General features: G+C 36.8%; 24 protein-coding genes, 1 tRNA gene and 2 pseudogenes. 17 read left to right on the forward strand and 10 right to left on the reverse strand.

The features are described 5' to 3' along the window. Positions 1 to 69 precede the first annotated feature (69 nt). The 3 genes from IQ226_RS16310 to IQ226_RS16320 all read left to right on the forward strand — a co-directional run bounded on the left by IQ226_RS16310 (position 70) and on the right by IQ226_RS16320 (position 2447). Positions 70 to 1272: a phosphoglycerate kinase gene (locus IQ226_RS16310; RefSeq protein ID WP_193897001.1), complete on the forward strand. Its 1203-nt coding sequence runs from the start codon at positions 70 to 72 to the stop codon at positions 1270 to 1272. A gap of 81 nt (positions 1273 to 1353) precedes the next feature. Continuing rightward, positions 1354 to 1512 carry a hypothetical protein gene (locus tag IQ226_RS16315; protein ID WP_193897003.1) on the forward strand — a complete coding sequence of 53 codons (159 nt, stop codon included), beginning with the start codon at positions 1354 to 1356 and terminating at the stop codon, positions 1510 to 1512. Positions 1513 to 1601: 89 nt separating this feature from the next. Then, positions 1602 to 2447 carry a pentapeptide repeat-containing protein gene (locus tag IQ226_RS16320; RefSeq protein WP_193897005.1) on the forward strand — a complete coding sequence of 282 codons (846 nt, stop codon included), beginning with the start codon at positions 1602 to 1604 and terminating at the stop codon, positions 2445 to 2447. 62 nt (positions 2448 to 2509) lie between these two features. On the opposite strand, the gene IQ226_RS25640 is transcribed toward IQ226_RS16320, so the two are convergent. Continuing rightward, the gene (locus tag IQ226_RS25640) at positions 2510 to 2644 is read right to left on the reverse strand and encodes a hypothetical protein (protein WP_255539978.1); all 135 of its coding nucleotides are present in this window, start codon (positions 2642 to 2644) and stop codon (positions 2510 to 2512) included. Between the two features lie 26 nt (positions 2645 to 2670). Between IQ226_RS25640 and IQ226_RS16325 the strand changes: the two genes are divergently transcribed. The 8 genes from IQ226_RS16325 to IQ226_RS16360 all read left to right on the forward strand — a co-directional run bounded on the left by IQ226_RS16325 (position 2671) and on the right by IQ226_RS16360 (position 6762). Next, complete coding sequence (locus tag IQ226_RS16325) at positions 2671 to 3090, forward strand: XisH family protein (protein ID WP_096668570.1); 420 nt, start codon at positions 2671 to 2673, stop codon at positions 3088 to 3090. Further along, positions 3075 to 3383, forward strand: a complete 309-nt coding sequence (locus tag IQ226_RS16330; protein ID WP_193897007.1) for an element excision factor XisI family protein — start codon at positions 3075 to 3077, stop codon at positions 3381 to 3383. The genes IQ226_RS16325 and IQ226_RS16330 overlap by 16 nt, the downstream gene beginning before the upstream one ends. Before the next feature lie 66 nt (positions 3384 to 3449). Beyond that, complete coding sequence (locus IQ226_RS25985) at positions 3450 to 3563, forward strand: element excision factor XisH family protein (protein ID WP_157750067.1); 114 nt, start codon at positions 3450 to 3452, stop codon at positions 3561 to 3563. Then, a complete protein-coding gene (locus IQ226_RS16340) occupies positions 3551 to 3886 on the forward strand; it encodes a XisI protein (protein ID WP_096668566.1) in 336 nt (111 codons plus the stop codon). The genes IQ226_RS25985 and IQ226_RS16340 overlap by 13 nt, the downstream gene beginning before the upstream one ends. A gap of 150 nt (positions 3887 to 4036) precedes the next feature. Further along, positions 4037 to 4621: a Uma2 family endonuclease gene (locus IQ226_RS16345; RefSeq protein ID WP_193897009.1), complete on the forward strand. Its 585-nt coding sequence runs from the start codon at positions 4037 to 4039 to the stop codon at positions 4619 to 4621. A gap of 39 nt (positions 4622 to 4660) precedes the next feature. Further along, complete coding sequence (locus tag IQ226_RS16350) at positions 4661 to 5854, forward strand: AAA family ATPase (protein ID WP_193897011.1); 1194 nt, start codon at positions 4661 to 4663, stop codon at positions 5852 to 5854. After that, complete coding sequence (locus IQ226_RS16355) at positions 5851 to 6504, forward strand: DUF4276 family protein (protein WP_096668560.1); 654 nt, start codon at positions 5851 to 5853, stop codon at positions 6502 to 6504. The genes IQ226_RS16350 and IQ226_RS16355 overlap by 4 nt, the downstream gene beginning before the upstream one ends. Positions 6505 to 6546: 42 nt before the next feature. Beyond that, complete coding sequence (locus IQ226_RS16360; protein ID WP_096668558.1) at positions 6547 to 6762, forward strand: hypothetical protein; 216 nt, start codon at positions 6547 to 6549, stop codon at positions 6760 to 6762. A 147-nt stretch (positions 6763 to 6909) separates the two neighbouring features. Here IQ226_RS16360 and IQ226_RS16365 read toward each other — a convergent pair whose 3' ends face one another. Next, on the reverse strand, positions 6910 to 7224 hold the full coding sequence (locus IQ226_RS16365) for a hypothetical protein (protein ID WP_193897013.1): 315 nt from the start codon (positions 7222 to 7224) through the stop codon (positions 6910 to 6912). 197 nt (positions 7225 to 7421) lie between these two features. Here IQ226_RS16365 and IQ226_RS16370 point away from each other — a divergent pair, with 197 nt between their 5' ends. Then, on the forward strand, positions 7422 to 9203 hold the full coding sequence (locus IQ226_RS16370) for a serine/threonine-protein kinase (protein ID WP_193897015.1): 1782 nt from the start codon (positions 7422 to 7424) through the stop codon (positions 9201 to 9203). 210 nt (positions 9204 to 9413) lie between these two features. On the opposite strand, the gene IQ226_RS16375 is transcribed toward IQ226_RS16370, so the two are convergent. The 4 genes from IQ226_RS16375 to IQ226_RS16390 are packed head-to-tail and all read right to left on the reverse strand — an operon-like array spanning position 9414 to position 10683. Continuing rightward, positions 9414 to 9848, reverse strand: a complete 435-nt coding sequence (locus IQ226_RS16375) for a type II toxin-antitoxin system VapC family toxin (protein WP_168652147.1) — start codon at positions 9846 to 9848, stop codon at positions 9414 to 9416. Beyond that, on the reverse strand, positions 9845 to 10066 hold the full coding sequence (locus tag IQ226_RS16380; protein ID WP_096668552.1) for a hypothetical protein: 222 nt from the start codon (positions 10064 to 10066) through the stop codon (positions 9845 to 9847). Before IQ226_RS16380 ends, IQ226_RS16375 begins: the two co-directional genes overlap by 4 nt. 39 nt (positions 10067 to 10105) lie before the next feature. Beyond that, positions 10106 to 10354: a DUF5615 family PIN-like protein gene (locus IQ226_RS16385; protein ID WP_193897017.1), complete on the reverse strand. Its 249-nt coding sequence runs from the start codon at positions 10352 to 10354 to the stop codon at positions 10106 to 10108. Further along, positions 10351 to 10683 (reverse strand): DUF433 domain-containing protein, encoded by a 333-nt coding sequence (locus IQ226_RS16390; protein WP_193897019.1) that lies wholly within the window; start codon positions 10681 to 10683, stop codon positions 10351 to 10353. Before IQ226_RS16390 ends, IQ226_RS16385 begins: the two co-directional genes overlap by 4 nt. Before the next feature lie 266 nt (positions 10684 to 10949). On the opposite strand from IQ226_RS16390, the gene IQ226_RS16395 reads away from it, so the two are divergent. The 3 genes and pseudogenes from IQ226_RS16395 (at position 10950) to IQ226_RS16405 (ending at position 13971) form a co-directional block, all read left to right on the forward strand. Beyond that, the gene (locus IQ226_RS16395; RefSeq protein WP_193897020.1) at positions 10950 to 11372 is read left to right on the forward strand and encodes a DUF29 family protein; all 423 of its coding nucleotides are present in this window, start codon (positions 10950 to 10952) and stop codon (positions 11370 to 11372) included. A gap of 172 nt (positions 11373 to 11544) precedes the next feature. Next, a pseudogene (locus IQ226_RS16400) lies at positions 11545 to 11823 on the forward strand (sensor histidine kinase). Between the two features lie 765 nt (positions 11824 to 12588). Next, a complete protein-coding gene (locus tag IQ226_RS16405) occupies positions 12589 to 13971 on the forward strand; it encodes a PP2C family protein-serine/threonine phosphatase (protein ID WP_193897022.1) in 1383 nt (460 codons plus the stop codon). 232 nt (positions 13972 to 14203) lie between these two features. Here the strand turns inward: IQ226_RS16405 and IQ226_RS16410 are convergent. From IQ226_RS16410 to tatC, 4 genes are all read right to left on the reverse strand, one after another. Then, positions 14204 to 14275: transfer RNA gene (locus IQ226_RS16410), tRNA-Lys, on the reverse strand. 62 nt (positions 14276 to 14337) lie between these two features. Beyond that, entirely contained in the window at positions 14338 to 15207 is an 870-nt protein-coding gene (locus IQ226_RS16415) for an aldose epimerase (RefSeq protein ID WP_193897024.1), read from the reverse strand. 1401 nt (positions 15208 to 16608) lie between these two features. After that, positions 16609 to 17646 carry a pyruvate dehydrogenase (acetyl-transferring) E1 component subunit alpha gene (gene pdhA, locus IQ226_RS16420; RefSeq protein ID WP_193897026.1) on the reverse strand — a complete coding sequence of 346 codons (1038 nt, stop codon included), beginning with the start codon at positions 17644 to 17646 and terminating at the stop codon, positions 16609 to 16611. 288 nt (positions 17647 to 17934) lie between these two features. Beyond that, entirely contained in the window at positions 17935 to 18717 is a 783-nt protein-coding gene (gene tatC / locus IQ226_RS16425) for a twin-arginine translocase subunit TatC (RefSeq protein WP_193897028.1), read from the reverse strand. Between the two features lie 807 nt (positions 18718 to 19524). Between tatC and IQ226_RS16430 the strand changes: the two genes are divergently transcribed. After that, complete coding sequence (locus IQ226_RS16430; RefSeq protein WP_193897030.1) at positions 19525 to 19728, forward strand: hypothetical protein; 204 nt, start codon at positions 19525 to 19527, stop codon at positions 19726 to 19728. 404 nt (positions 19729 to 20132) lie between these two features. Next, a pseudogene (locus tag IQ226_RS16435) lies at positions 20133 to 21233 on the forward strand (P-loop NTPase fold protein); the annotation flags it as partial. Positions 21234 to 21359: the final 126 nt, after the last annotated feature.

Raw genomic sequence — 21359 nt, forward strand, 5'->3', positions numbered from 1 at the left:
CACTCCGGTAAAATTTTGATGGTCATATTTTGAAGACAATAACAAAAAAGTAATCAGGAGAGTCGTACTGTGTCTAAAAAAAGTTTAGCAAGTTTATCTGCGGCTGATATATCTGGAAAACGCGCTTTAGTACGGGTTGATTTTAATGTGCCTGTGGATGATCAAGGCAACATTACTGATGATACTCGGATTCGGGCGGCGCTACCAACTATCCAAGATTTGACCCAAAAGGGTGCTAAGGTAATTTTAACAAGCCATTTCGGTCGTCCCAAGGGTGTAGATGAAAAATTGCGTTTAACTCCCGTCGCTAAACGTCTTTCTGAGTTGTTAGGACAAGAAGTTGTCAAAACTGATGACTGTATTGGCGATGATGTGGCGGCTAAGGTTGGCGCATTGGCAAATGGTCAAGTGCTGTTGTTGGAAAATGTCCGCTTTTACAAGGAAGAAGAAAAGAACGACCCCGAATTTGCTCAAAAATTGGCAGCAAACGCTGATTTTTATGTAAATGATGCTTTTGGTACTGCACACCGCGCCCATGCTTCTACTGAGGGTGTAACTAAGTTTTTAAGCCCTTCTGTTGCTGGTTATTTGGTTGAAAAAGAATTGCAATATTTACAAGGTGCAATTGAAGAACCTAAGCGTCCTTTAGCCGCTATTATCGGTGGTTCTAAGGTTTCTAGCAAAATTGGTGTGATTGAAACTTTGTTAGAAAAGTGCGATAAGTTGATTATTGGTGGGGGAATGATTTTCACCTTCTATAAAGCACGTGGTTTAAGTGTTGGTAAGTCTTTGGTGGAAGAAGATAAGTTAGAGTTGGCGAAGTCTTTGGAAGCTAAGGCTAAAGAACGTGGTGTAGCTTTGCTATTACCCACCGATGTGGTGTTAGCAGATAACTTTGCTGCTGATGCTAACTCTCAAACCGTCACCATTGAAGCAATCCCTGATGGTTGGATGGGTTTGGATATTGGTCCTGATTCTGTGAAGGTTTTCCAAGCAGCTTTAGCGGATTGTAAGACTGTGATTTGGAATGGTCCAATGGGTGTGTTTGAGTTTGATAAATTTGCTGCGGGTACAGAAGCGATCGCTCATACTCTAGCAGAAATCGGTAAAACCGGCACAACTACCATTATCGGTGGTGGTGACTCTGTAGCGGCTGTGGAAAAGGTCGGTTTAGCTGACCAAATGAGCCACATTTCTACTGGTGGTGGTGCTAGTTTGGAGTTGCTAGAAGGTAAAGTATTACCTGGTATTGCAGCTTTGGATGAAGCGTAATTAACGTCAGATCCCCGACTTCTTTAAGAAGTCGGGGATCTAGATATTCGAGTTATACAAATAATAGTTCCTCAAGCAAAAATGGGAGTAGTTGCCTATGGGGATTATTGTGATGCCCAGACAACTTATGTAACCAAGGTTTTAGATTTAACTGAGAATTATCAACTGATTAGTAATTTCATTAAAGAAGTGAAGAAAACTGATGGTGGAGATTTTCCTGAAGCAGTTGAGGAGCGGTAGAATGTGCTAAACGACTTTATGTTTTACTTCCAGAAGATGCAGAATGTTGTGATATTTATGCAGAGGTTCTTCAGGCTTTAGCGATCGCATTGGCGGAAACGGATACCGCAGAAAATTTAACACAGGCAAAAGAATATTTAACAACCGCGTTAGAAGTAGTTAAATCGGCAGAGATTAAGAATCAAATTACAGCTAATTTGGAATTGTTAAAGTCTCGTACAGGTACATCAGGAGGGCGTGAAAGAGAGGAAGGTGAAACCCAAACAATCAAAATTACAACTGAGAGAGCTTTGCAAATGCTACGCGGTGGTGAAGCAGGAATTAAAGCTTGGAATCAGTTTAGGAAGGTGGAAAGCTATATTCCTAGTCTTGAGGGAATTGATTTGAGTAGTCGAGATTTAAGGAATGCTAACTTATCAGGAGCAAATTTAAAAAATTCCAAGTTTGTAAAAGCTATGCTTGGTCTCGTTAATTTTAGTAATTCAAATCTTACTGAATGCGATTTTACTGGGACTGAGTTCACTGATGCTAATTTTAATAATGCGGATATTGAATCAGCAAACTTAACATCAGTATTCTGCTACCACTCAACTTTCGTAAATGCAAATCTTCAGAACGCAATCTTAAACAAAAGTAGATGGTTTCTGAAGTTTGAATCTGGACGCTTTATAACTGATTTTCAAGGAGCAGATTTATCGGATGCATCTGTTATTGGCGCAAGTTTATGGGGATGTAAACTAGAAGGAGCAAACTTAACCAGAACTAACTTTAGTAATGCTGATTTAAGTGAAGCTAATCTTAAAAATACAATTATTGCCGATACCGATTTTAGAGGAACTGATTTAAGAAAAGCTGATTTAACGGGAGCTAATGCCTATTACTTTGCTTATCATGATGAAAATACCAAAATAAATGAAACAAACGGAATTGATTAATGCGAAATAAACAAAATAGTGCGGTCTGTTTCGCAGTGCCTTCGGCAACGTCTTCTTATTGATTAAACTTTAAAAACGCAATGTCTTTGGGGAAGTGTTAAAATGCAAGAGAGGCGATCGCACAAAGAATCATGAACAATAATGTATAGCGATCGCAACGTTTGGTCAAATCTAATTTTGGAGCTTTTTTCTAACATTCAACACTGGTGAAAAATTATTAATCATGTCCAGACGAGACGATTTACACTTATCATTACGTCATACCCTAGAAAAGGATGGTTGGACAATTACCGATGATCCCTTAGTTTTAACACTAGAAAAAACACTACTCAAAGCTGATTTAGGAGCAGAGAAGTTTTTTAGTGCTGAAAAAGAAGATCGTAAAATTGCCGTTGAAATTAAAGACTTTGATGCACCTTCAGTCATCAGTGAATTAGAGAAAACCATAGGACAACTTCAATTATACAAATGGGCTTTAGAATTACAAGAACCTGAACGACAGCTTTTCCTCGGAATTAGTCAGGCTGTTTATTTAAAACACTTTCAAAAGCCTATTTTTCAAATGGTTATTAAACGAAACAAAATCAATTTAATTGTTTATGATCCTAAAAAAGAGGTAATTCTACAATGGATAACACACTAAGGTATGCTGATATTTTAACCCAAGTTTTAAGAAAAGAATCTAGCCTACAACCCCGATTACAAAAACTTAAAATTAGTCCAGTTTGTGACAAAGAATCAGGCCAGTTTTTGATTATTATGACAGGTTGGGAAAAGGAAAATTGGACTAATACTATTTTATTTCATGCTCGTTTATTAGAGGGTAAAATTGTTATCGAAGATGATAATTTTGAGGAAGGATTAACCCCTGTTTTGATTCAAGCTGGAATCCCTCCAGAAGATATTATTAATGGACTTATTCTGGAATCTGCTTGATTAAACTTTAAAAATGCGATCGCCTTTATTCTTTGTTATAATTAAGCCAAATTATTCAAATTTAAAATCTATGAAACATTTTTTAAATTGGAACTAATTCAACTGGTGATCAAAGTCCAAAACATCAAATTAATTGTTTATAATCCAAATAAAGAGGAGATAGAACAATGGATAAACTAAATCAATATCGTCAAGTCATTAAAAATATCATCAAAGAATATACCAAAGATGACTACAAAAGAAATGATGTTGACCGCGAATTAATATTTGATACGGAAAACGATCATTACCAAATTGTGAATGTTGGCTGGGAAAATGACCATCGAGTTTATGGTTGTGTGCTGCATTTTGATATTAAACAAGGTAAAATCTGGCTACAATACAACGGTACAGAAATTGATTTTGCTGAAGAATTGGTAAAGAAAGGAGTACCCAATCAAGATATTATCATTGGTTTTCATTCTCCATTTATGCGCCAGTTCACGGAATATGCTATAAATTAATTCTATGGATTAAAACTGCATAATTACATACCCACTCCACAAGCGATCGCTCATACTCTAGCAGAAATTGGCAAGACTGGCACAACTACCATTATCGGTGGTGGTGCTAGTTCTAAGTTGTTGGCAATTAACTAAATTAAGGAAAATAATATGCAAGTAGAAACTCGTAAGCATAGTTATACATCTGAAGAATATTTAGAGTTAGAAGAAAAAGCACTTTATAAAAGCGAATATCGTGATGGAGAAATAATTCCCATGACTGGGGGAAGTGGTAATCATAATAAAATCACACTAGCGATCGCGGCGATTTTACTATATGCCATGAGACGCAAAAACAATGAAGTTTTTATGGGAGATATGCGTTTATGGATACCACAACTAAGACAATATACATATCCTGATGTAATTGTAACTGATGGTCAAGCTAGTTATACAAGTAAAAATAATACTACTGTGACTAATCCTTTGTTAATTGTTGAGGTTTTATCCAAGTCTACAAAAAATTATGATCAAGGGGATAAATTTACTTTTTATCGTTCTATTCCCCAATTTAAAGAATATGTTTTAGTAGAACAAAATCAATATCAGGTAATGCACTACAGCAAAACTAATGAGGGAGAATGGATTTTTCGAGAATATAAATCTGAAGATGATATTGTTAAGTTGCAATATCTTGATTTTGAACTTAGTTTAGTTGACATTTATCAAGATGTTAATTTTGAAGATAGGGAATAAATAATGATATCTATTCAAAAAAATGTTTAATGGAGAATTATGAAAATCGAAAGTATCCATCTAAAAAACTTTAAAGCTTTCAAAGATGTAGAAATTAAAAAAATTCCTAAAATGTGCGTTTTTGTCGGTGCAAATGGTACGGGTAAAACCACGATTTTTAATGTATTCAGTTTTTTAAAAGATGCTTTAACTGATAACGTTCATGTTGCTCTCACGAAATTAGGAGGAGGTAAAGGATTCCAGGAAGTAAGAAGCCGCAACTCAACTGGACCGATAGAAATTGAATTGAAATTTCGTATTCCTCAAGGTGAAAAATCTCCATTAGTTACCTATTCTTTAACAATTAACGAAGAAGATGGTCGTCCTATCATAGAAAGAGAAATTCTTCAATACCGAAGAGGGAGTAAAGGTCAGCCTTGGCGGTTTATTGATTTTTCTAAAGGTAAAGGACAAGCTGTGATTAATGAACCTGATCAGGTTATAGATGAAAAAGAATTAAAACGAGAAGACCACGAGTTAAAATCTCCAGATATTCTGGCTTTAAAAGGTTTAGCACAATTTGAAAAATTCCCTGCAAGTAAAGCAATTGGTGATTTACTTGAAAATTGGCATATTTCGGATTTTCATATTCAACAAGCGCGACCAGAGAGAGAATCTAGTTATGCCGAACATCTTTCCAAAGAGGGTGAAAACTTAGCAATGGTAACGGAATTTCTCTATAGAAGACACCCTGATATTTTTCAGAAAATCACTGAAAAACTAAAACAGCGAGTTCCTGGTATCAGCGCAGTTGATTCTAAAATTACTGAAGAAGGACGGGTATTGCTGAGGTTTAAAGATGGCGATTTTCATGATCCTTTTTTAGCCCGATATGTTTCTGATGGAACTATCAAAATGTTTGCTTATTTAGTGCTTTTGTATGACCCAAAACCTCATCCTTTGCTATGTGTGGAAGAACCAGAAAATCAACTTTATCCTAAACTTCTTTATGAACTTGCAGAAGAATTTCGAGAATATGCACGCAAGGGTGGTCAAGTTTTTGTATCCACTCATTCCCCTGATTTTTTAAATGGTTGCGAACTAGAAGAGGTATTTTGGTTACAAAAAGAAAGAGGTTATACAATAGTTAAACGAGCGAGTGATGATGAACAAATCACAACTTACATGAATGAAGGTGATCAACTTGGTTATTTATGGAGACAGGGGTTTTTTGAGGGAGCAGACCCGCTATGATAGAGCTTGTTTTCTTACTAGAAGAACCATCTGCAAAAGCAATGATTGAAGGGATTTTGCCGCAGCTAATATTAGAATCAGATATAGTTATTAGGTATATTGTTTTTGAAGGTAAACAAGATTTAGAAAAACAGATAACACGAAAACTTCAAGGATATAATAATCCTCATGCAAAATTCATTATTTTGCGTGATCAAGATTCTGGTGATTGTCAAGTTATTAAAACAAATCTTCAACAAAAATGCGAAGCAGCAAATAAATTTCAATCTATTGTGCGTATTGCTTGCCGTGAAATTGAAAGCTGGTATATTGCTGATTTGGAAGCGGTAGAAAAGGCTTATAATAAAACCAATCTTTCATCACAGCAAAATAAAAATAAGTTCCGCAATCCTGATAATCTTGAAAGTCCATCAAAAGAACTGAAATCACTTGTACCTGAATACCAAAAGATAAACGGATCAAGAATGATAGCACCTTATTTAAATCTGGAAAATACACGCTCTCGCAGTTTTTATCATTTTATTAGTTCAATTAAAAAAGTTATTCAGGAATATAAATCTGAAGATGATATTGTTAAGTTGCAATATCTTGATTTTGAAATTAGTTTAGTTGACATTTATCAAGATGTGAATTTTGACGATGAAGAATAATATTAAGTTCGGATAATTACTTACGATATAAAAGGTCAAATCATGGAAACCCAAGAATTAAAAGCATTGATTAAAGAGATGGTTCGAGAAGCATTGCAAGAACAAAGACTAACACTTTATAAAACCCTGTTCTCATATAGGAATAATACAGAAAATGAAGAATGGAATCAATTTTCTCTTGAACAGGCTATGAGAGGTTTAGAAAATGATCATCTTCCCGAATACACAGAAGCGGATATCATAGAAAAATGGCAATAGTTGGTCAAAAATATGAAGGATGAAGTTTTTGGCTTTGTCCTTCATTCCATCAAAGTTTAACTATAGATTTACCGTCCAATCTTCCATTTTTAAGTCAGGAACTTTGTTGAGAAAAAGTCACAATATTAGTATCAAGAATATATCTGCTCACGCTGTTTTATTATCCTCTAAAGAAGATTCATAAGCAGCTATTTCTGCATCTAATTCACGGCGATTTTTAGCCATTTCTTCTAAAAATTCATCAAAAAGCGGATCGTCTTTGAAAATACCATCAAACTGAACAAAAGGATTAGATTTTTCAATATCTTCGGATAAAATGTGTATGTTTTGAACAATCTCAGTTTGTTCTATTTTGTGATCTTGATCAAGATTAATCTGATTAATTTTTTCATCAACAATTCTATTAATCAAGGATTCTAAATCCTGTAAAGTCAGTTCGGTAATAGCCTGATTATTTAGCATTTATGATTTACCTCCAGTGGTAATATCAGGTTTGTTTTAACTACAGTTTATATAATATCAAAATTGTCTGTTAACTAAACTGGTTTAATTCTAGCATACTTGCTTACTGGGGAAAAAATCAGTCAATTGTCAATTTAAGTATATTTCGTGTATATTAGTAGATATTTAATCATAAACGTATCTACTACTACACAACCATGAATCAGATATGTTGTCTCAACCCGGAATGTAATAATCCCTCAGTTCCCGAACAAACTCCCTCAGTTCCCGAACAAACTCAATTATGTCCTAACTGCAACGTTGCTATAGTCATATTGAAAAACCGCTATCGTCCGATTAAATCATTAGGTAGTGGCGGATTTGGCAAAACCTATTTAGCGGAAGACATTGACAAACTTAACACCCAGTGCGTAATTAAACAATTTGCACCGCAGATTACCGGTACAAACGCCTTCCAAAAGGCCAAAGAATTATTTTTACAAGAAGCACAGCAACTACAACAACTCGGTGAACATTCACAAATTCCCACTCTGTTAGCTTATTTTGAAGAAAATAGCCGTCTGTATTTAGTACAACAATTCATTGACGGTGAAAATTTATTACAAGAATTAGAAAACCAGGGAATATTCTCAGAATCAAAAATCCGCGCCTTATTACAAGATTTATTAACAACCTTGGAGGTAGTTCACTATTATAAAATAATTCATCGAGATATTAAACCAGAAAATATTATGCGTCGTCGTAGTGATGGCAAATTAATATTAATTGATTTTGGGGCATCAAAACAACTCCAGGGAACAGTTAAAACAGGAACATCAATTGGTACTTTTGGTTATGCTTCCCTAGAACAAATGCAGGATGGGAAAGTATATCCTGCTAGTGATTTATATAGTTTGGGTGCAAGTTGTTTTCACTTATTCACAGGAGTTCATCCTTGGCAACTGTGGCAAGAAGATGGCTATGGATGGGTGAAAAATTGGCGTAGTCATTTACAAAAACCTATAAACTCTGACTTGGGGAGAATTTTAGATAAATTATTACAAAAAGATTATCAACAGCGTTATCAATCTGCTCAAGAAGTCTTACAAGATTTAAATCGTCCTCAAATACCGCCTACAGTACCTTATCAGCATCCACAAGTATCGTCACCCAAAAAGCAAACACCACCCCTAGCATCAACACCAAAATCTTCACGAAGGGGTTTTTTACAAGTTGCAGGGTTTGGTGCGGGAGGATTTGTTTTAGCTATAGTGGGGCAAAGTATATTTAGGGATAATTCAACCCCAAAACTAGAAACTACGCCAACATCAAAACCCATATCACAACCTACCCCAACACCAACATCAAAACCCACATCATCACAACCTACCCCAACACCAGAAGAGAGACTAAGATCATCTGTAGGCATAGACTATACGAAACTAAAAAATTTACTCGCTGCGGGAAATTGGAAAGAAGCGGACGAAGAAACACAGAGGGTAATATTAGCAGTTGCAAAGCGGGAAAAAGAAGGTTGGTTAAATCTTGAAAGTATTGACAAATTCCCATGTAAGGAACTCCGCACCATTGACCAGTTTTGGCTGGAATATAGCAATGGACACTTTGGTTTCTCTGTACAGAAGCAAATTTATCAAAACTTGGGGGGAAGAAAAGAGTATAGTAGAGAAATTTGGGAAGCCTTTGGGGATAGGATAGGATGGAGAAAACAAGGGGTCTGGTTGTACTACGAAGATATTACTTTTGATATAACAGCACTAAAAGGTCATCTTCCAATTACGAAAGAGGTATTTGGAGGGAGAAGTCAGTACTGGCCTTATAGTAATGGTAGAAAAGAGGGAGATCCATTTCTTTATCATAAGGACGATGCAGATGACTATTGGACTCGGTGTGTGCCTCTTACCTCTAACGTCTATGAATACTCTTGTTTCAAGAGAATTACAAATGCTCTCTTCCCTCGTGTTGGGATTTGTAAACTGTGAAATCTAAAAGTTAGTAGGGTGCGTAATTTATCGGTATGGTTGGGGTTTATAGCGCTGACGCACTCCAAGTTGAGATAAAAGTGCTGATTTTTTTATTCAACTTTCTAATTCAAGCATAATTGTAGAATGTAAAAATAGTCTCATGTCTCTTGATACAAGTAAATATTTCCATCCTCAAGGAATTGGAGAACTTTGTGCGATCGCTCATACTTAAATCCAATCTTTTATCAGTTGAATATTTTGTATTTTTGGATAAATAGCATTGTACAATTTTGCATCAGCAGTGATAAATTTACAGTTTTCTCTAATGCTTAAAGCTAGGTAAAGACTATCGTAGACAGTTCTTTGATAATTCACTGCAAACTGATAGGCATCTTTTAATAATTCATCGGCAGGGAATATTTTTAATTGTATTTGCTGAAATAAATCAAGTATCATCTCAGCTTCGTGATTAGTTAAACCTTGAAATCGCTGTATTTTCCAAACAATATTACCAATTTCTGCATAAATTAAGTCTGGAGCAATCAAGGTAATTTGTTGTGATTGATAAGCATCAAGAATTTTATTTGCCTCTAATGAATAATCTTGAGCAATAAACCATTTAATGGCTACACTACTATCAATGACGACTTTATCTGTGATCATCTGTCTCTATCTTCTCGCAATAATTCTGTCAAATCAGAAAATTCACCATATTTTTGCTTTAAGCTTTCTTGAAAAATATGTATGTTTTTAACAAGTTCAGACTGTTCTATTTTGTTATGTTTAGCGAGACTTATTTGATTAATTTTTTCATCAACAATTCTATTAATTAAGGATTCTAAATCCTGTAAACTCATTCCGGTAATAGACTGGTTTAGCATTTTGATCTACCTCCAGTAGTAATCTCAGTTTCTTTTAAGCTATAGTTTAACTAAACTGAGCTTTATTATAGTATACATTCGTATTAGGAAAAATTCATAAAACTTTTGGTATGTCACCAATAACCGTTCAGATACTTCCAGATAACGCAGCAGTTCTGGATCTAGTGTTCCTAGTGGGTGAGCATCTGGATCACCCACACGAACTATATCTATTGCTGGGTTAAGACGCAAAACAGCAAACTTTAGCTTTGGTGACAAGTTTTCATCGAGCAAGAAACGGATTTTCATACAAGATTTAACCGCTCCTGTTCTCGTTGCGCTTTGATTGCTCTCAAACGCTGTATCATTGGAGAGGGATTAGCAGCAGCTTCTTGATAACGCTGTTCCCTCCACCTAGCCAACCGCAACATATAAGCATCTATTTCCCCACGATTATGGAGATAGTAGGTAATAGTAGCGTGAATCTTTTCTAAATCTAGCGATGGCAAATCTTCCAGAATTTGTTCAGGTGTGTATCCTTGTAAGTAATAATCAATCACATCATCAATACCGATTCTATGAACCTTAATGCGGATATCGTCTGGATCTAAAAATTCAAAATAATCTTCTAGCTGCATATTTTTACCTTTATACAGTCCTTTGATTTTATCTTACTTGACAAAGGCTTCTTCGTGGGAGCTTAATTTCTGAATTTTATGTGTTGTGATTGTGCTTGCTGCGGATACGGAAGCGAACTGATAAGTCAGAGCTTGCGATATCGCCCATACTCTAGCAGAAATTGGTAAAATTTGGACAACAACCGTTATCCTTAGTGGTGTATCTGTCGTTGATAGCGTTATCAGCGCTATGCTAGAAATAGCAAACTTCAAGGAGAGAGCAAATCATGGAAGAATTACTAGAACTCAGAGAATTAGTGGTTTCTGGCAACCTAGAAGCGGCTCTATCTTTAATTGATGAATTAGAAGAAATGAGTAAAGAAGATAAAATCAATAAAATTTATAGTTATTGTGTAGTGCTTTTAGTCCATTTAATTAAACAACAGGCAGAAAAAAGGACAACTCATGCTTGGGATGTTTCCATTCGCAATGCTATTGACGCAATTGATCGGATCAACAACCGCAGAAAGTCTGGAGGATATTACATGGAAAAAAAAGAAATAGAAGAAATTTTACCAGGAGCTTATAATCGAGCTTTAGATAATGCTTCTTTAGAAGCTTTTGGCGGAATTTATGATGAATTAACCTTGAGAAATATGGTAGATCAAGAATTAATTATTAAACAGGCATTAAATTTTATTTTTAATTAAATAAAGCGCGAAGTTGATTAATGAAAAAATTCTTTTCCTATTAACTATCTACAATTAATAAACCAAATTAAGGAAAACAATATGCAAGTATCGCAAACATATTTACACCCCTAAAGAATATTTAGAACTAGAATAAAAAGCAGCAAGTAACTCCAACCTGGATCAGATTATCATTAGAACAAAGATTATAGATGAAAAATGGATACAAATTGCGATCGCTGATAATGGTAACGGAATCCCAGAAAATGTGAAGAATCGCATCTTTGATCTATTTTTTACTACCAAATAAATAAGTAAAGGTACGGACATGGGTATGGCTATTAGCTATCGAATTATCACAGAAAAACATCATGGTAAATTAGAATGTTTCTCTGATATTGGCAAAGGAACTGAATTTATTATCCAAATCCCTGTCAAACAAGCAGCTAATAACACCGCATATTCGGATTAGTATTTCTCAATCAGCTAAATTATCACCATTGCTAATACAAACAAATTTATTATTGCATATATATTATTGAATATTGCTTATATGAAAAACATAAACTACAAATCAAAGCTTTGCTAAATTCAGCTAGGATGTTGAAAATAAAACTTAATTTCCTGCCACCTTCTCCGTCAAAACACTAATATAAAATTACACATCTCGAAATATTGAACAAAAATAGGCAAAATCTTTGCAGAAAAGAAATCTATCTAAGGAAACATTTCAATAATTTATGGTATATAGGTTAAGTGTTTGTAGTCCATAATCAAACAAGTTTTCATTAAAAGCATGATTACATCTATATTTTGACCAAAATCCCCACAACGCAAAAACCATGAATTAATTCACCAAAAATCCATCTGGTTATTGGTTGGATGATTCTGAATCTCTACTCTCTCAAATAGAGAGAACTTTGCTAGTGACGAATTTTTATTTCCCAAGATATATGAAGCACTGATTCAGTTATGAAAAAATTAGAGGCTGCTAATTAATCATAAAAATCACTGATTTATCAAGACTCATTTTTAACAAATTAGAAACCTGATCATCATGGAAAATTAACTATCAAAAATGTTCTCAGCATTAACCAAGACTTAAAAAATTACTTTCAACATTTCTTCTACTCTTGCTAAAATCACGAATCTCGTTCCATGATGATTTCACAATTTATCAAGAAAGAGTATTTATAAAGAATCACAAATTTGCTATTCTTAACTGCAATATTAACCTGTGTCACAATTTCCCCCCCATCCTACTGATAGCAATAGCAGCGCCACAGATGTCACTCCTGTAGTGGCACTCAAGGAACTTGTGTCCAGGCTGCATCGAGAACAAAATAAAATTCAAGACTTGCTGAGTTCTTTAGGATTTGCCCTCAGAAGCTTTAATAATTTAAATCAGTTTTTGGAACTGATTCCCCTCATGGCTACCAGAGTCACAGATGCAGAAGGTAGCGCACTTTTTCTTTATAAACCCAACGGACAAATTAGATTAGAACAATTACATTGGCAAGATACTCAGCAAAGAAAAAATATTAGAAAAGCCTTAGAAACTGCTAGTAGTCAAATTACTCTTTTAGCTAACTCAGGTGCTGCTGCTATTTCCACAGGGATTCTAGATGACCAAATGCACGCTGTTTTAGGTCCAGATGTACAAATCTTTGGCACAGCTATTTTAGTCAAGCATACAGAACGAGGTTGGCTATATGTTTTGAGTCGAGATCCTGAATATAGTTGGACAGAAACTAGACAAAAATTAGTGCGGTTAGTAGCAGACCAAACAGCAGTGGCAATTGACAATGATGAACTATCTGTAGAATTAAGAAAAAAAGAACGTTTAGACCAAGAGTTAGAAATTGGTGCAGAAATTCAACGCCGACTTTTACCGCGTCAATGTCCCAATATTCCTGGGTTATCAATAGCTGCCCGTTGTAAACCAGCTAATCAAGTTGGTGGTGATTACTATGATTTTATTCCCACTAATCAAAACCAGTTATACCCCAAACAACCAGCATCTCCAGAAAATGCTAGTTGGGGTTTGGTAATTGGGGATGTCATGGGTAAAGGCGTTCCTGCAGGTTTAATTATGACGATGTTGCGGGGAATGTTGCGGGGTGAAGTCTTACATGGTAACTCCCCAGCCGGAATTTTACAAAATTTGAATCGGGTTATGTATGCGGATTTGGAAAATTCCCACCGCTTTGTGACTATGTTTTATTCCGAATATGACCCGAAAACGCGGATTTTATCCTATAGTAATGCTGCCCATAATCCGCCCTTGTGGTGGCACGCAGCCACAAAAACCGTGAGTCAATTGGATACATTGGGGATGTTAATTGGTTTAGATGCCAATAGCGAATATGAAAATGCACAGGCACAGTTAGAAGTTGGAGATACAGTAATTTATTATACTGATGGCTTAACTGATGCAGCGGCGGCTGGAGGCGATCGCTTTGATGAAGATAATTTTGTTACATCCTTCAGAACAGCCTGTAAGTATTGCAATAGTCCCCAGGAAATTGTCGAATATCTCTTTGACCAAGTTGAACAATTTATTGGTTCTGATAGACGAAATACCGATGATATGACATTAGTTGTCATGCAAATTGTCTGATAAGTAGTCACCGAGTCACCGAGTCAGGAGGAGATCAGAATAGTCTCAAATTTCAGAAAGTGATAGGTTTTTAATGGGGGTATGAAAGTCGAAAATTCTATCTCTCAAAATCTTACTCTCTGCGCCTGGAGCGTCTCTGCGTGAAATAAAATCATACTTTTACTCAGCAACGCCGAAAAATGCAACTGTTTTGAGAATGCATTTTCCAAAACTTTGCGATCGCTCTTAAAAATGGGTAGCCCGGGATTCGAACCCGGAACAAATCGGTTAAAAGCCGAGTACTCTACCGTTGAGTTAGCCACCCTTTTGCTGTTTTTCCAACTTTATCAATATACCATCAACAGCCATGGTTTTGTCAAGGGGTCTCTAGAAAAAACTTGCCGTTAACCGAAAAGCAGCAGTACAACTAGCTCCCGGTGCTAACACAGTCAGGTTTTCACCAGTATTGAAAGCATTGCGGGTGGCGCTCCAAGGTTCTAAACAGTAGAAATCTTTGCCCTTGACAGTCCAAAACACTAGCCAGGTAGTGAAATCATCGTAATCTAGGGTTAGCTTCAACTTACGGCTGTTATCTGTGACTGTGGCTGATTTACTGGTTAGTCCGCCAAAAGCAAAATCAATTTCATCTTGGTTAAAATCAAATTTGCCGTCAAAGGCGTGAAATTCCTTGGTTTTGTTATCTTGATATCGTGTAGAAGGAAGTTCTACTTCTAGCTGATTTTTGTCACCACAGAGAAAATAAGGGTGGAAACCAGCGGAAAATGGCATGGGTGTAGATGAGAGATTTTTATATTCCTGACGCACTACTAAGGTATTACCTTGGAGTTCGTAGGTAAAAGCCAATTCAAAATCAAAAGGATAAACTGCCTTTGTTTCCTCGTTGCTGCTGAGAACTACAGTTAGACTAGCGTTACCTTGAGTATTTTGCGCTGTTGCTGTCCAAGGCAATTCCCGTGCAAAGCCATGTTGTTTAATAGTATACGGTTTTCCCTCAACGCTGTAAGTATTATCAGGTAAGTTACCGCAAAGAGGAAACAAAATGGGATTACCACCTCTAACGCTCAAATCAGGATGGGTAAAGCGATCGCTGTCCATATAGAAGATTTCTTGACCTTGCACCAGCCAACGGGTAATGATACCACCTCTTTCGGGGACGACTTCTATTTGTGTACCAGCGGTTTTATCAGACAGGATGTAGGTTTTGTATTGTTGTTCTTGAATGTCAATGGTAAACATAATAGCCAGTAGATTGGTGTGGAAGTTTGTGCTTATGAACAGGCAAGAGGAAACAGGCAATACATATTGCGATTTTTCTACCTTTCTCCCCAATTGTAGGTTGTCATGCCCACAAATTCCACCATGATCATTTGTATGGGATTTTGATAAAAAAGAACTTTCTCAATAAACAGGGGTCTATTCTCATGATTATTGAGAATATTATCAATAATCAAACGAGTTTTGGTGATTTCAGCTTGGGGGCTTGACAGTGTTCTGAGTTTTGGGTATGCTAATGGTACGAGTGGAAAAGTGTGCGCCCATATATATAGGGTTTTTATTTATCAAGATAATTATTTCCCAAATCAATCCCAGAAGTAGGGGAAATAAGAAAATAATATTTGTCCTCATCACCAAAATGCCAAGACGATTTTCAGAATGTTATTGAATGATGTTTGGTGGGGTGTTGGTGATTTTTATTTTGTCAGAATCAGGATTTCCAGGATTTGAGGATTCACAGGATGTTGTGGGATGATTTTTGGTGGGGATTTGAAGGTTTAACTCTCATGTTTTCAATTTTAAAATTGATGATTACATATTCAATAAATATTCTTTAATAACTTATAAATTTAAAAGATCATATTGTAAATCAAACATTTCAAAATAATATCCTGTAAATCCTTTAATCCTGGTTATCCTGATGCTGACAAATACAACTTTCATCACCAACAAACCATCTAAAAATTACCATCCTGTACATCCTTTAATCCTGGATATCCTGATTCTGACAATTGAGAATTTCAGATACCCGACAACTTTTAACCATCTTCTTATTTATCACATTAATTATCACAGAAGTCGGGGATAGTAGTTTCCATCCCCTTGCGGGGAAGTTGGTTTGGAAAGGTTATCTGGTCCCGGAACAATAGCGTCATTGTAATGTTTCCATCCCCTTGCGGGGAAGTTGGTTTGGAAAGAGCTCACTTCTGGAAAGCTTACTGGGCAAGGGTTTCAGATACCCATTTCGACACACCTCAGAAAAATGGAAAAATTTTCTCACAAAGTGGCAGATTTTGTCGGCTGAAACCTTTGGTGCGTAAGGCTTCGACACACCTCAACGAAATTATAGGGTTTTCAAGGTTCAGGGGAGGTGCGTCGAAAAAATTCAACTTACCAGTTATATTTTAATACTTAGCAACTAAAATAGTCAACAACTTTTTTGTATAAATTTAATTTATAGCGGTTATTGCACTTGATACAATACAATCTAGGGCGGGGAAACCCCGCCCTACGGGATTTGCTGACTGGATCTCACAAAGAGCGCGTACCCCTATGCTCAAACTCTTACTCTCTGCGCCTGGAGCGCCTCTGCGTGAGAAAAAAATCATACTTTCCCTGATTACCCAATCCCCAGTCCCCAGTTTAAACGTCTTCCGCAAAAATAAAGCGATATAACTCGCTAGGATCTGGTTCAGGACTACTTTCTGCAAATCTCACAGCTTCATCAATCACAGCCTGAATTTTCTTTTCCACATCTTTCAATTCTGCTTCTGTGGCGAGATTTTGTTCCAGCAAATAACCAGCTAACTTTTTAATCGGGTCACGCGCAAACCAAAATTCCTTTTCTTCCTTGCTGCGGAGTTCATCTGGGTCAGCGAGAGAGTGTCCCCGGAAGCGATAGGTCATGGCTTCGATTAAGGTTGGACCTTCACCAGCACGGGCGCGGGCTACGGCTTCTTGTGCCACTTGACGCACGGCTAAAACATCCATTCCATCTACTTCCACACCCACCATGTTAAACACACTGGCTTTTTTGTATATCTCTGGTTGGGAAGTTGCTCTTTCATGAGCCATACCGATCGCCCATTTATTATTTTCTACCACAAAAAGAATCGGCAATTTCCATAAAGCTGCCATATTCAATGTCTCGAAAAATTGACCGTTGTTAGCAGCACCGTCACCAAAGAAGCAAGCGGTTACTTGGTCGGCGGTTTTGTCTCCCAACACTTCCCGACGATATTTAGATTGGAAAGCCGCACCAGCAGCTACAGGGATACCTTCGGCTACGAAAGCATAACCACCTAGTAAACGGTGTTCCGCAGAAAACATATGCATTGAACCACCGCGCCCTTTACTGCACCCTGTGGCTTTACCAAATAATTCTGCCATAACTTCGCGGGCGGGGACTCCGGCGCTCAAAGCATGAACGTGGTCACGGTAGGTACTGGAAACGAAGTCTTCACCGGGACGCATTGCACCTTTAATAATGCCGCTACAAACTGCTTCTTGTCCGTTGTACAGGTGGACAAATCCAAACATTTTTCCTCTATAATACATTTCGGCACATTTATCTTCAAATAAACGCCCTAATGTCATATCTTCATATAAGCCCAATCCTTCTTCTTTGGTGATTTGGACTGTGGCGGTATTAAATGTGGGTAATGTACGCTCTTGAGCCATGCTGGTGAAATATTCCTATTGTAAAAGTTAAAGTTAAGTTTGTCTTTGTTTACGTTAGCTATAAATTAGCTGGCGTTGACAAAATTAATTTATCAAAACCTATTTTATATGGTAACAATCAGGATAACTGTCTTTCTGCATAGGGATTAACAATTGAGTGAATGAAACTGCATGAAATAAGATTTTAAGAATAATTGAACGCAGATGAACGCGGATAAACGCAGATATGATAATTATGTGCAGCAACCAACAACGAACAACTGACCACTGACAACTGACAACTGACAATTATTTCCCTGTGAGTTTCACCAGTCCAATGCCACCAAAGTATAGTCCTAAAACTGCACCTGCTAAAAGACTTTGGGTGAGAGGGTCGGTGGAAGGTGTGAGAATTGCTCCCAATACTACTGCTGTCATGATGACATAACGCCAGCCTTTTAACATGATTTTTGAGGAAACGATTCCCAAGGTGGCCAGCAAGATTTGAATGACGGGAACTTGAAATGCTAGTCCTGTGGTGAATAATAATAACAGCACAAAATCAAAATATTTGTCAATTGACCAAAGTTGCTCTACGACATCAGCACCATAGTTAATGAAGAATTGCAATGCGGCAGGGATGAGTGCAGTGTAGGCGAAAATTAAGCCACATACAAATAATATGCTTGAACCTAGCACTACGGGAATGACTAACCGCCGTTCGCGCACGGTGAGACCAGGAAGTACAAATTGAATGATTTGATAAAGAATGAAGGGTGTGGTCAGGATTAAACCACCATAAGCGGCAACTTTCATGGAGACAAAGAAAAATTCTCCGGGGGCTAATTGCAGAAATTTTACGCCGTGAGCAGGAATTTCTAGTAGCTGGACTAGGGGTTTAACTACGATAAAACAACCGATAATACCCACTACCACGACTATCAGGGAATAGAAAATTCTTTGTCGCAACTCTTCCAGGTGGTCAAAAATGGACATTTCTACTTCACCTGGTAATTCATCTAGGGGGTTAATAGATGGTTCTGGGTCTGAGTTAGGGGATTTGATTGTATCTACGTCTTGTGAAGAGGTCATGAGTAAGAGGAGTGGGAATCTGTTAGGCAATCTTTGTTCACTATTCTATAGGGAATAGGTCTGAAAACTCTTGAAGTTGTCAGTGAGTCAGGAAAATGACTATATTTATTCTTGGTAATATTTATATCTTTAATTTTATTTTTGTATTTATAATTATTTTCTTTAGAAGTATTAATTATTACAATAATTTTTCCGAGCATGATCAAACCATTACTACTTAATAAATAAGTAACAATTGATAACTCAGTATGAGCCAGGAAAATATTAACTAGCTATATGGCTTGTGATGATTGATTTTTTCATGATTACGAAGAAATAATCTCCCCTGGTGAGTAGATGCAACTGTGTTTTAGATTAGGTTTTTATTTAATGACGGATAATATTTATTTTTGTTTCTGGTCAAAAAAAGATTTTTTTGTCCGGCTTTTTCTCAGAGAATTTGTATAGATAGAAAGAACGTTATCTTGTGGCTAAATTAACTCTACCAGGGGGGTAGGAGTTAATCTAGCAGTCATGGATCTAAATCTGGATTTGTGAATTAATTAGGAAAACAACTTGTTTATTCATTCTGAGATAAATCAAAGATGTAGTTTGGCAAAGTCCAAGACTAGTCTAGATTAATCTTTGTCATAAATAGACAGAATATGCTAATGCTCTTTAAGTTTGCATTGTTTGTGGTGTCTTGTTTGATGCTACGGGCAGGTTTTTTATGGCAATTTTAAGAACCATTAGCTGATTCATAAGTTTTCACAATTGATCAAGATGATGTTGTTGATTACGCAATAGCATTCTGAATTGAATTTTGATATGAAAACAACAATTAGTTTAGGACTAATGGTATTGTCGGTCTATCTGTACAATTCCAGTGCTTGTTTTGCAGGGAACAAGCTGTCCATGGAAAATGTAGGGGCAAGAGTCGGAAATTATACTCAATCACAGTTAGTGGCGGATATGTCTGCTAGAGATGAGCAATTAGGTGATTGTATTCGTAGGGGTAGATGCAGGGATTAATATGCGAGGAATTTAAACTTACCGGATATTTCTGTAATAATTGCAATTGAAGCTACGTAATTAGGGTTTGACTAGATTTGTCAGAACATCAAGTTTTTTACCAACTTTGAATATTCTGTTTTGGGTAGCTTCTGTAGAGGGAGTGATTTAATTGTTGTGGCGGTTATCAGTTGGATGCAATGCAATTCAGGGTGGGGAAACCCCGCCCCTGCTTTTTTATGTTATCAGTGTAAATTTTGATGCAGTTAAATTGTTCTGAGGACCGGGTTGGATATTCCTGTAAAGGAAAAGATAAAATTAGTTGTGTTTCTATACCAAGTTATTGCGGATATGTCTGGTCTTCCGTTGTAAAAGAGATTGTGACAGATGATGTTGTGACTATTACAGCGTGAATTGGGTTTTTTATGCTTTTTAATTTAGAAAGATTTTATCAGGCTTGTAATCCTTCTCGTCCGTTGATGATTGAGAATGTAGACGACCGGATGTATTATATTGATTTCACTTCAGTCCGGGGTGGAAAGATCATTGAAGCTCTGCTGCGGACTATTACTAAGATCTCTCCAAATACGCCAACCTGTCAGTTATTTACAGGACATTTGGGCTGTGGAAAATCTACGGAATTATTAAGACTCAAGGCTGATTTGGAAGCGCAGGATTTTCATGTTGTCTATTTTGAGTCTACCCATGTTTTAGAAATGGTAGATATAGATGTTACAGATATTCTGTTAGCGATCGCTGGTTTGGTGAGTCAAAACTTGGAAGCGATGAAGCTGCGTGTCCAACCTAGTTACTTTACTAAGTTGTTTGGGGAGTTGGTAGATTTTCTGCAAACGCCTTTAGAATTGGGAGTAGAAGCCGAATTATCTGTAGGAATTGCCAAAATTACGGCGAAAACTAAGGAAAGTCCTCAGTTACGCAGACGGTTAAGAGACTATCTAGAACCACGCACAGAGAATATCTTACAATCAATTAATAAAGAACTGTTAGACCGGGCTAATTTGGAGCTAAAAGCCAGGGGTAAGAAGGGATTGGTGGTGATTGTGGATAACTTGGATAGGGTGGCGGTTCGTCCTTTACCTTCTGGGCGATCGCTCCCCGAATACTTATTCATTGATCGAGGAGAACAATTAAGAAGATTAAATTGTCATATAGTTTACACAATTCCCTTGGCTCTGACATTTTCCAATGATAGCGCCCAACTACAGCATCGTTTAGGAGGCGGAGTCGCACCAAAAGTATTACCGATGATTCCCGTACGTCAACGTTGTGGAGAAATTAATAGCGTAGGACTGGGATTAATGCGCCAAATGGTATTAGCCAGAGCCTTTCCTGATATCTTACCAGGCGATCGCTTAAATTTAGCTACTCAATTATTTGATAATTTGGCAACTCTGGATCGTTTATGTCTGATTAGTGGTGGTCATGTCCGCGACTTATTAGGATTACTCTTTGACTGTTTGCGGGAACAAGATCCACCTTTTGATCACAAATGTGTAGAATTAGTGTAACCGTTCAGGGGGTACAAAGAAAACGAAAAACAACCCCCAAAATCCAGCAATAAAATTAAGCAGCTTTCAACAAGTCAGAATCATCAGAATCAGCAGTAACTTGTGGAAGCAAAGAAGGCACAG

The organism is Dolichospermum sp. LEGE 00240 (assembly GCF_015207875.1).
GTDB lineage: Bacteria > Cyanobacteriota > Cyanobacteriia > Cyanobacteriales > Nostocaceae > Dolichospermum > Dolichospermum gracile.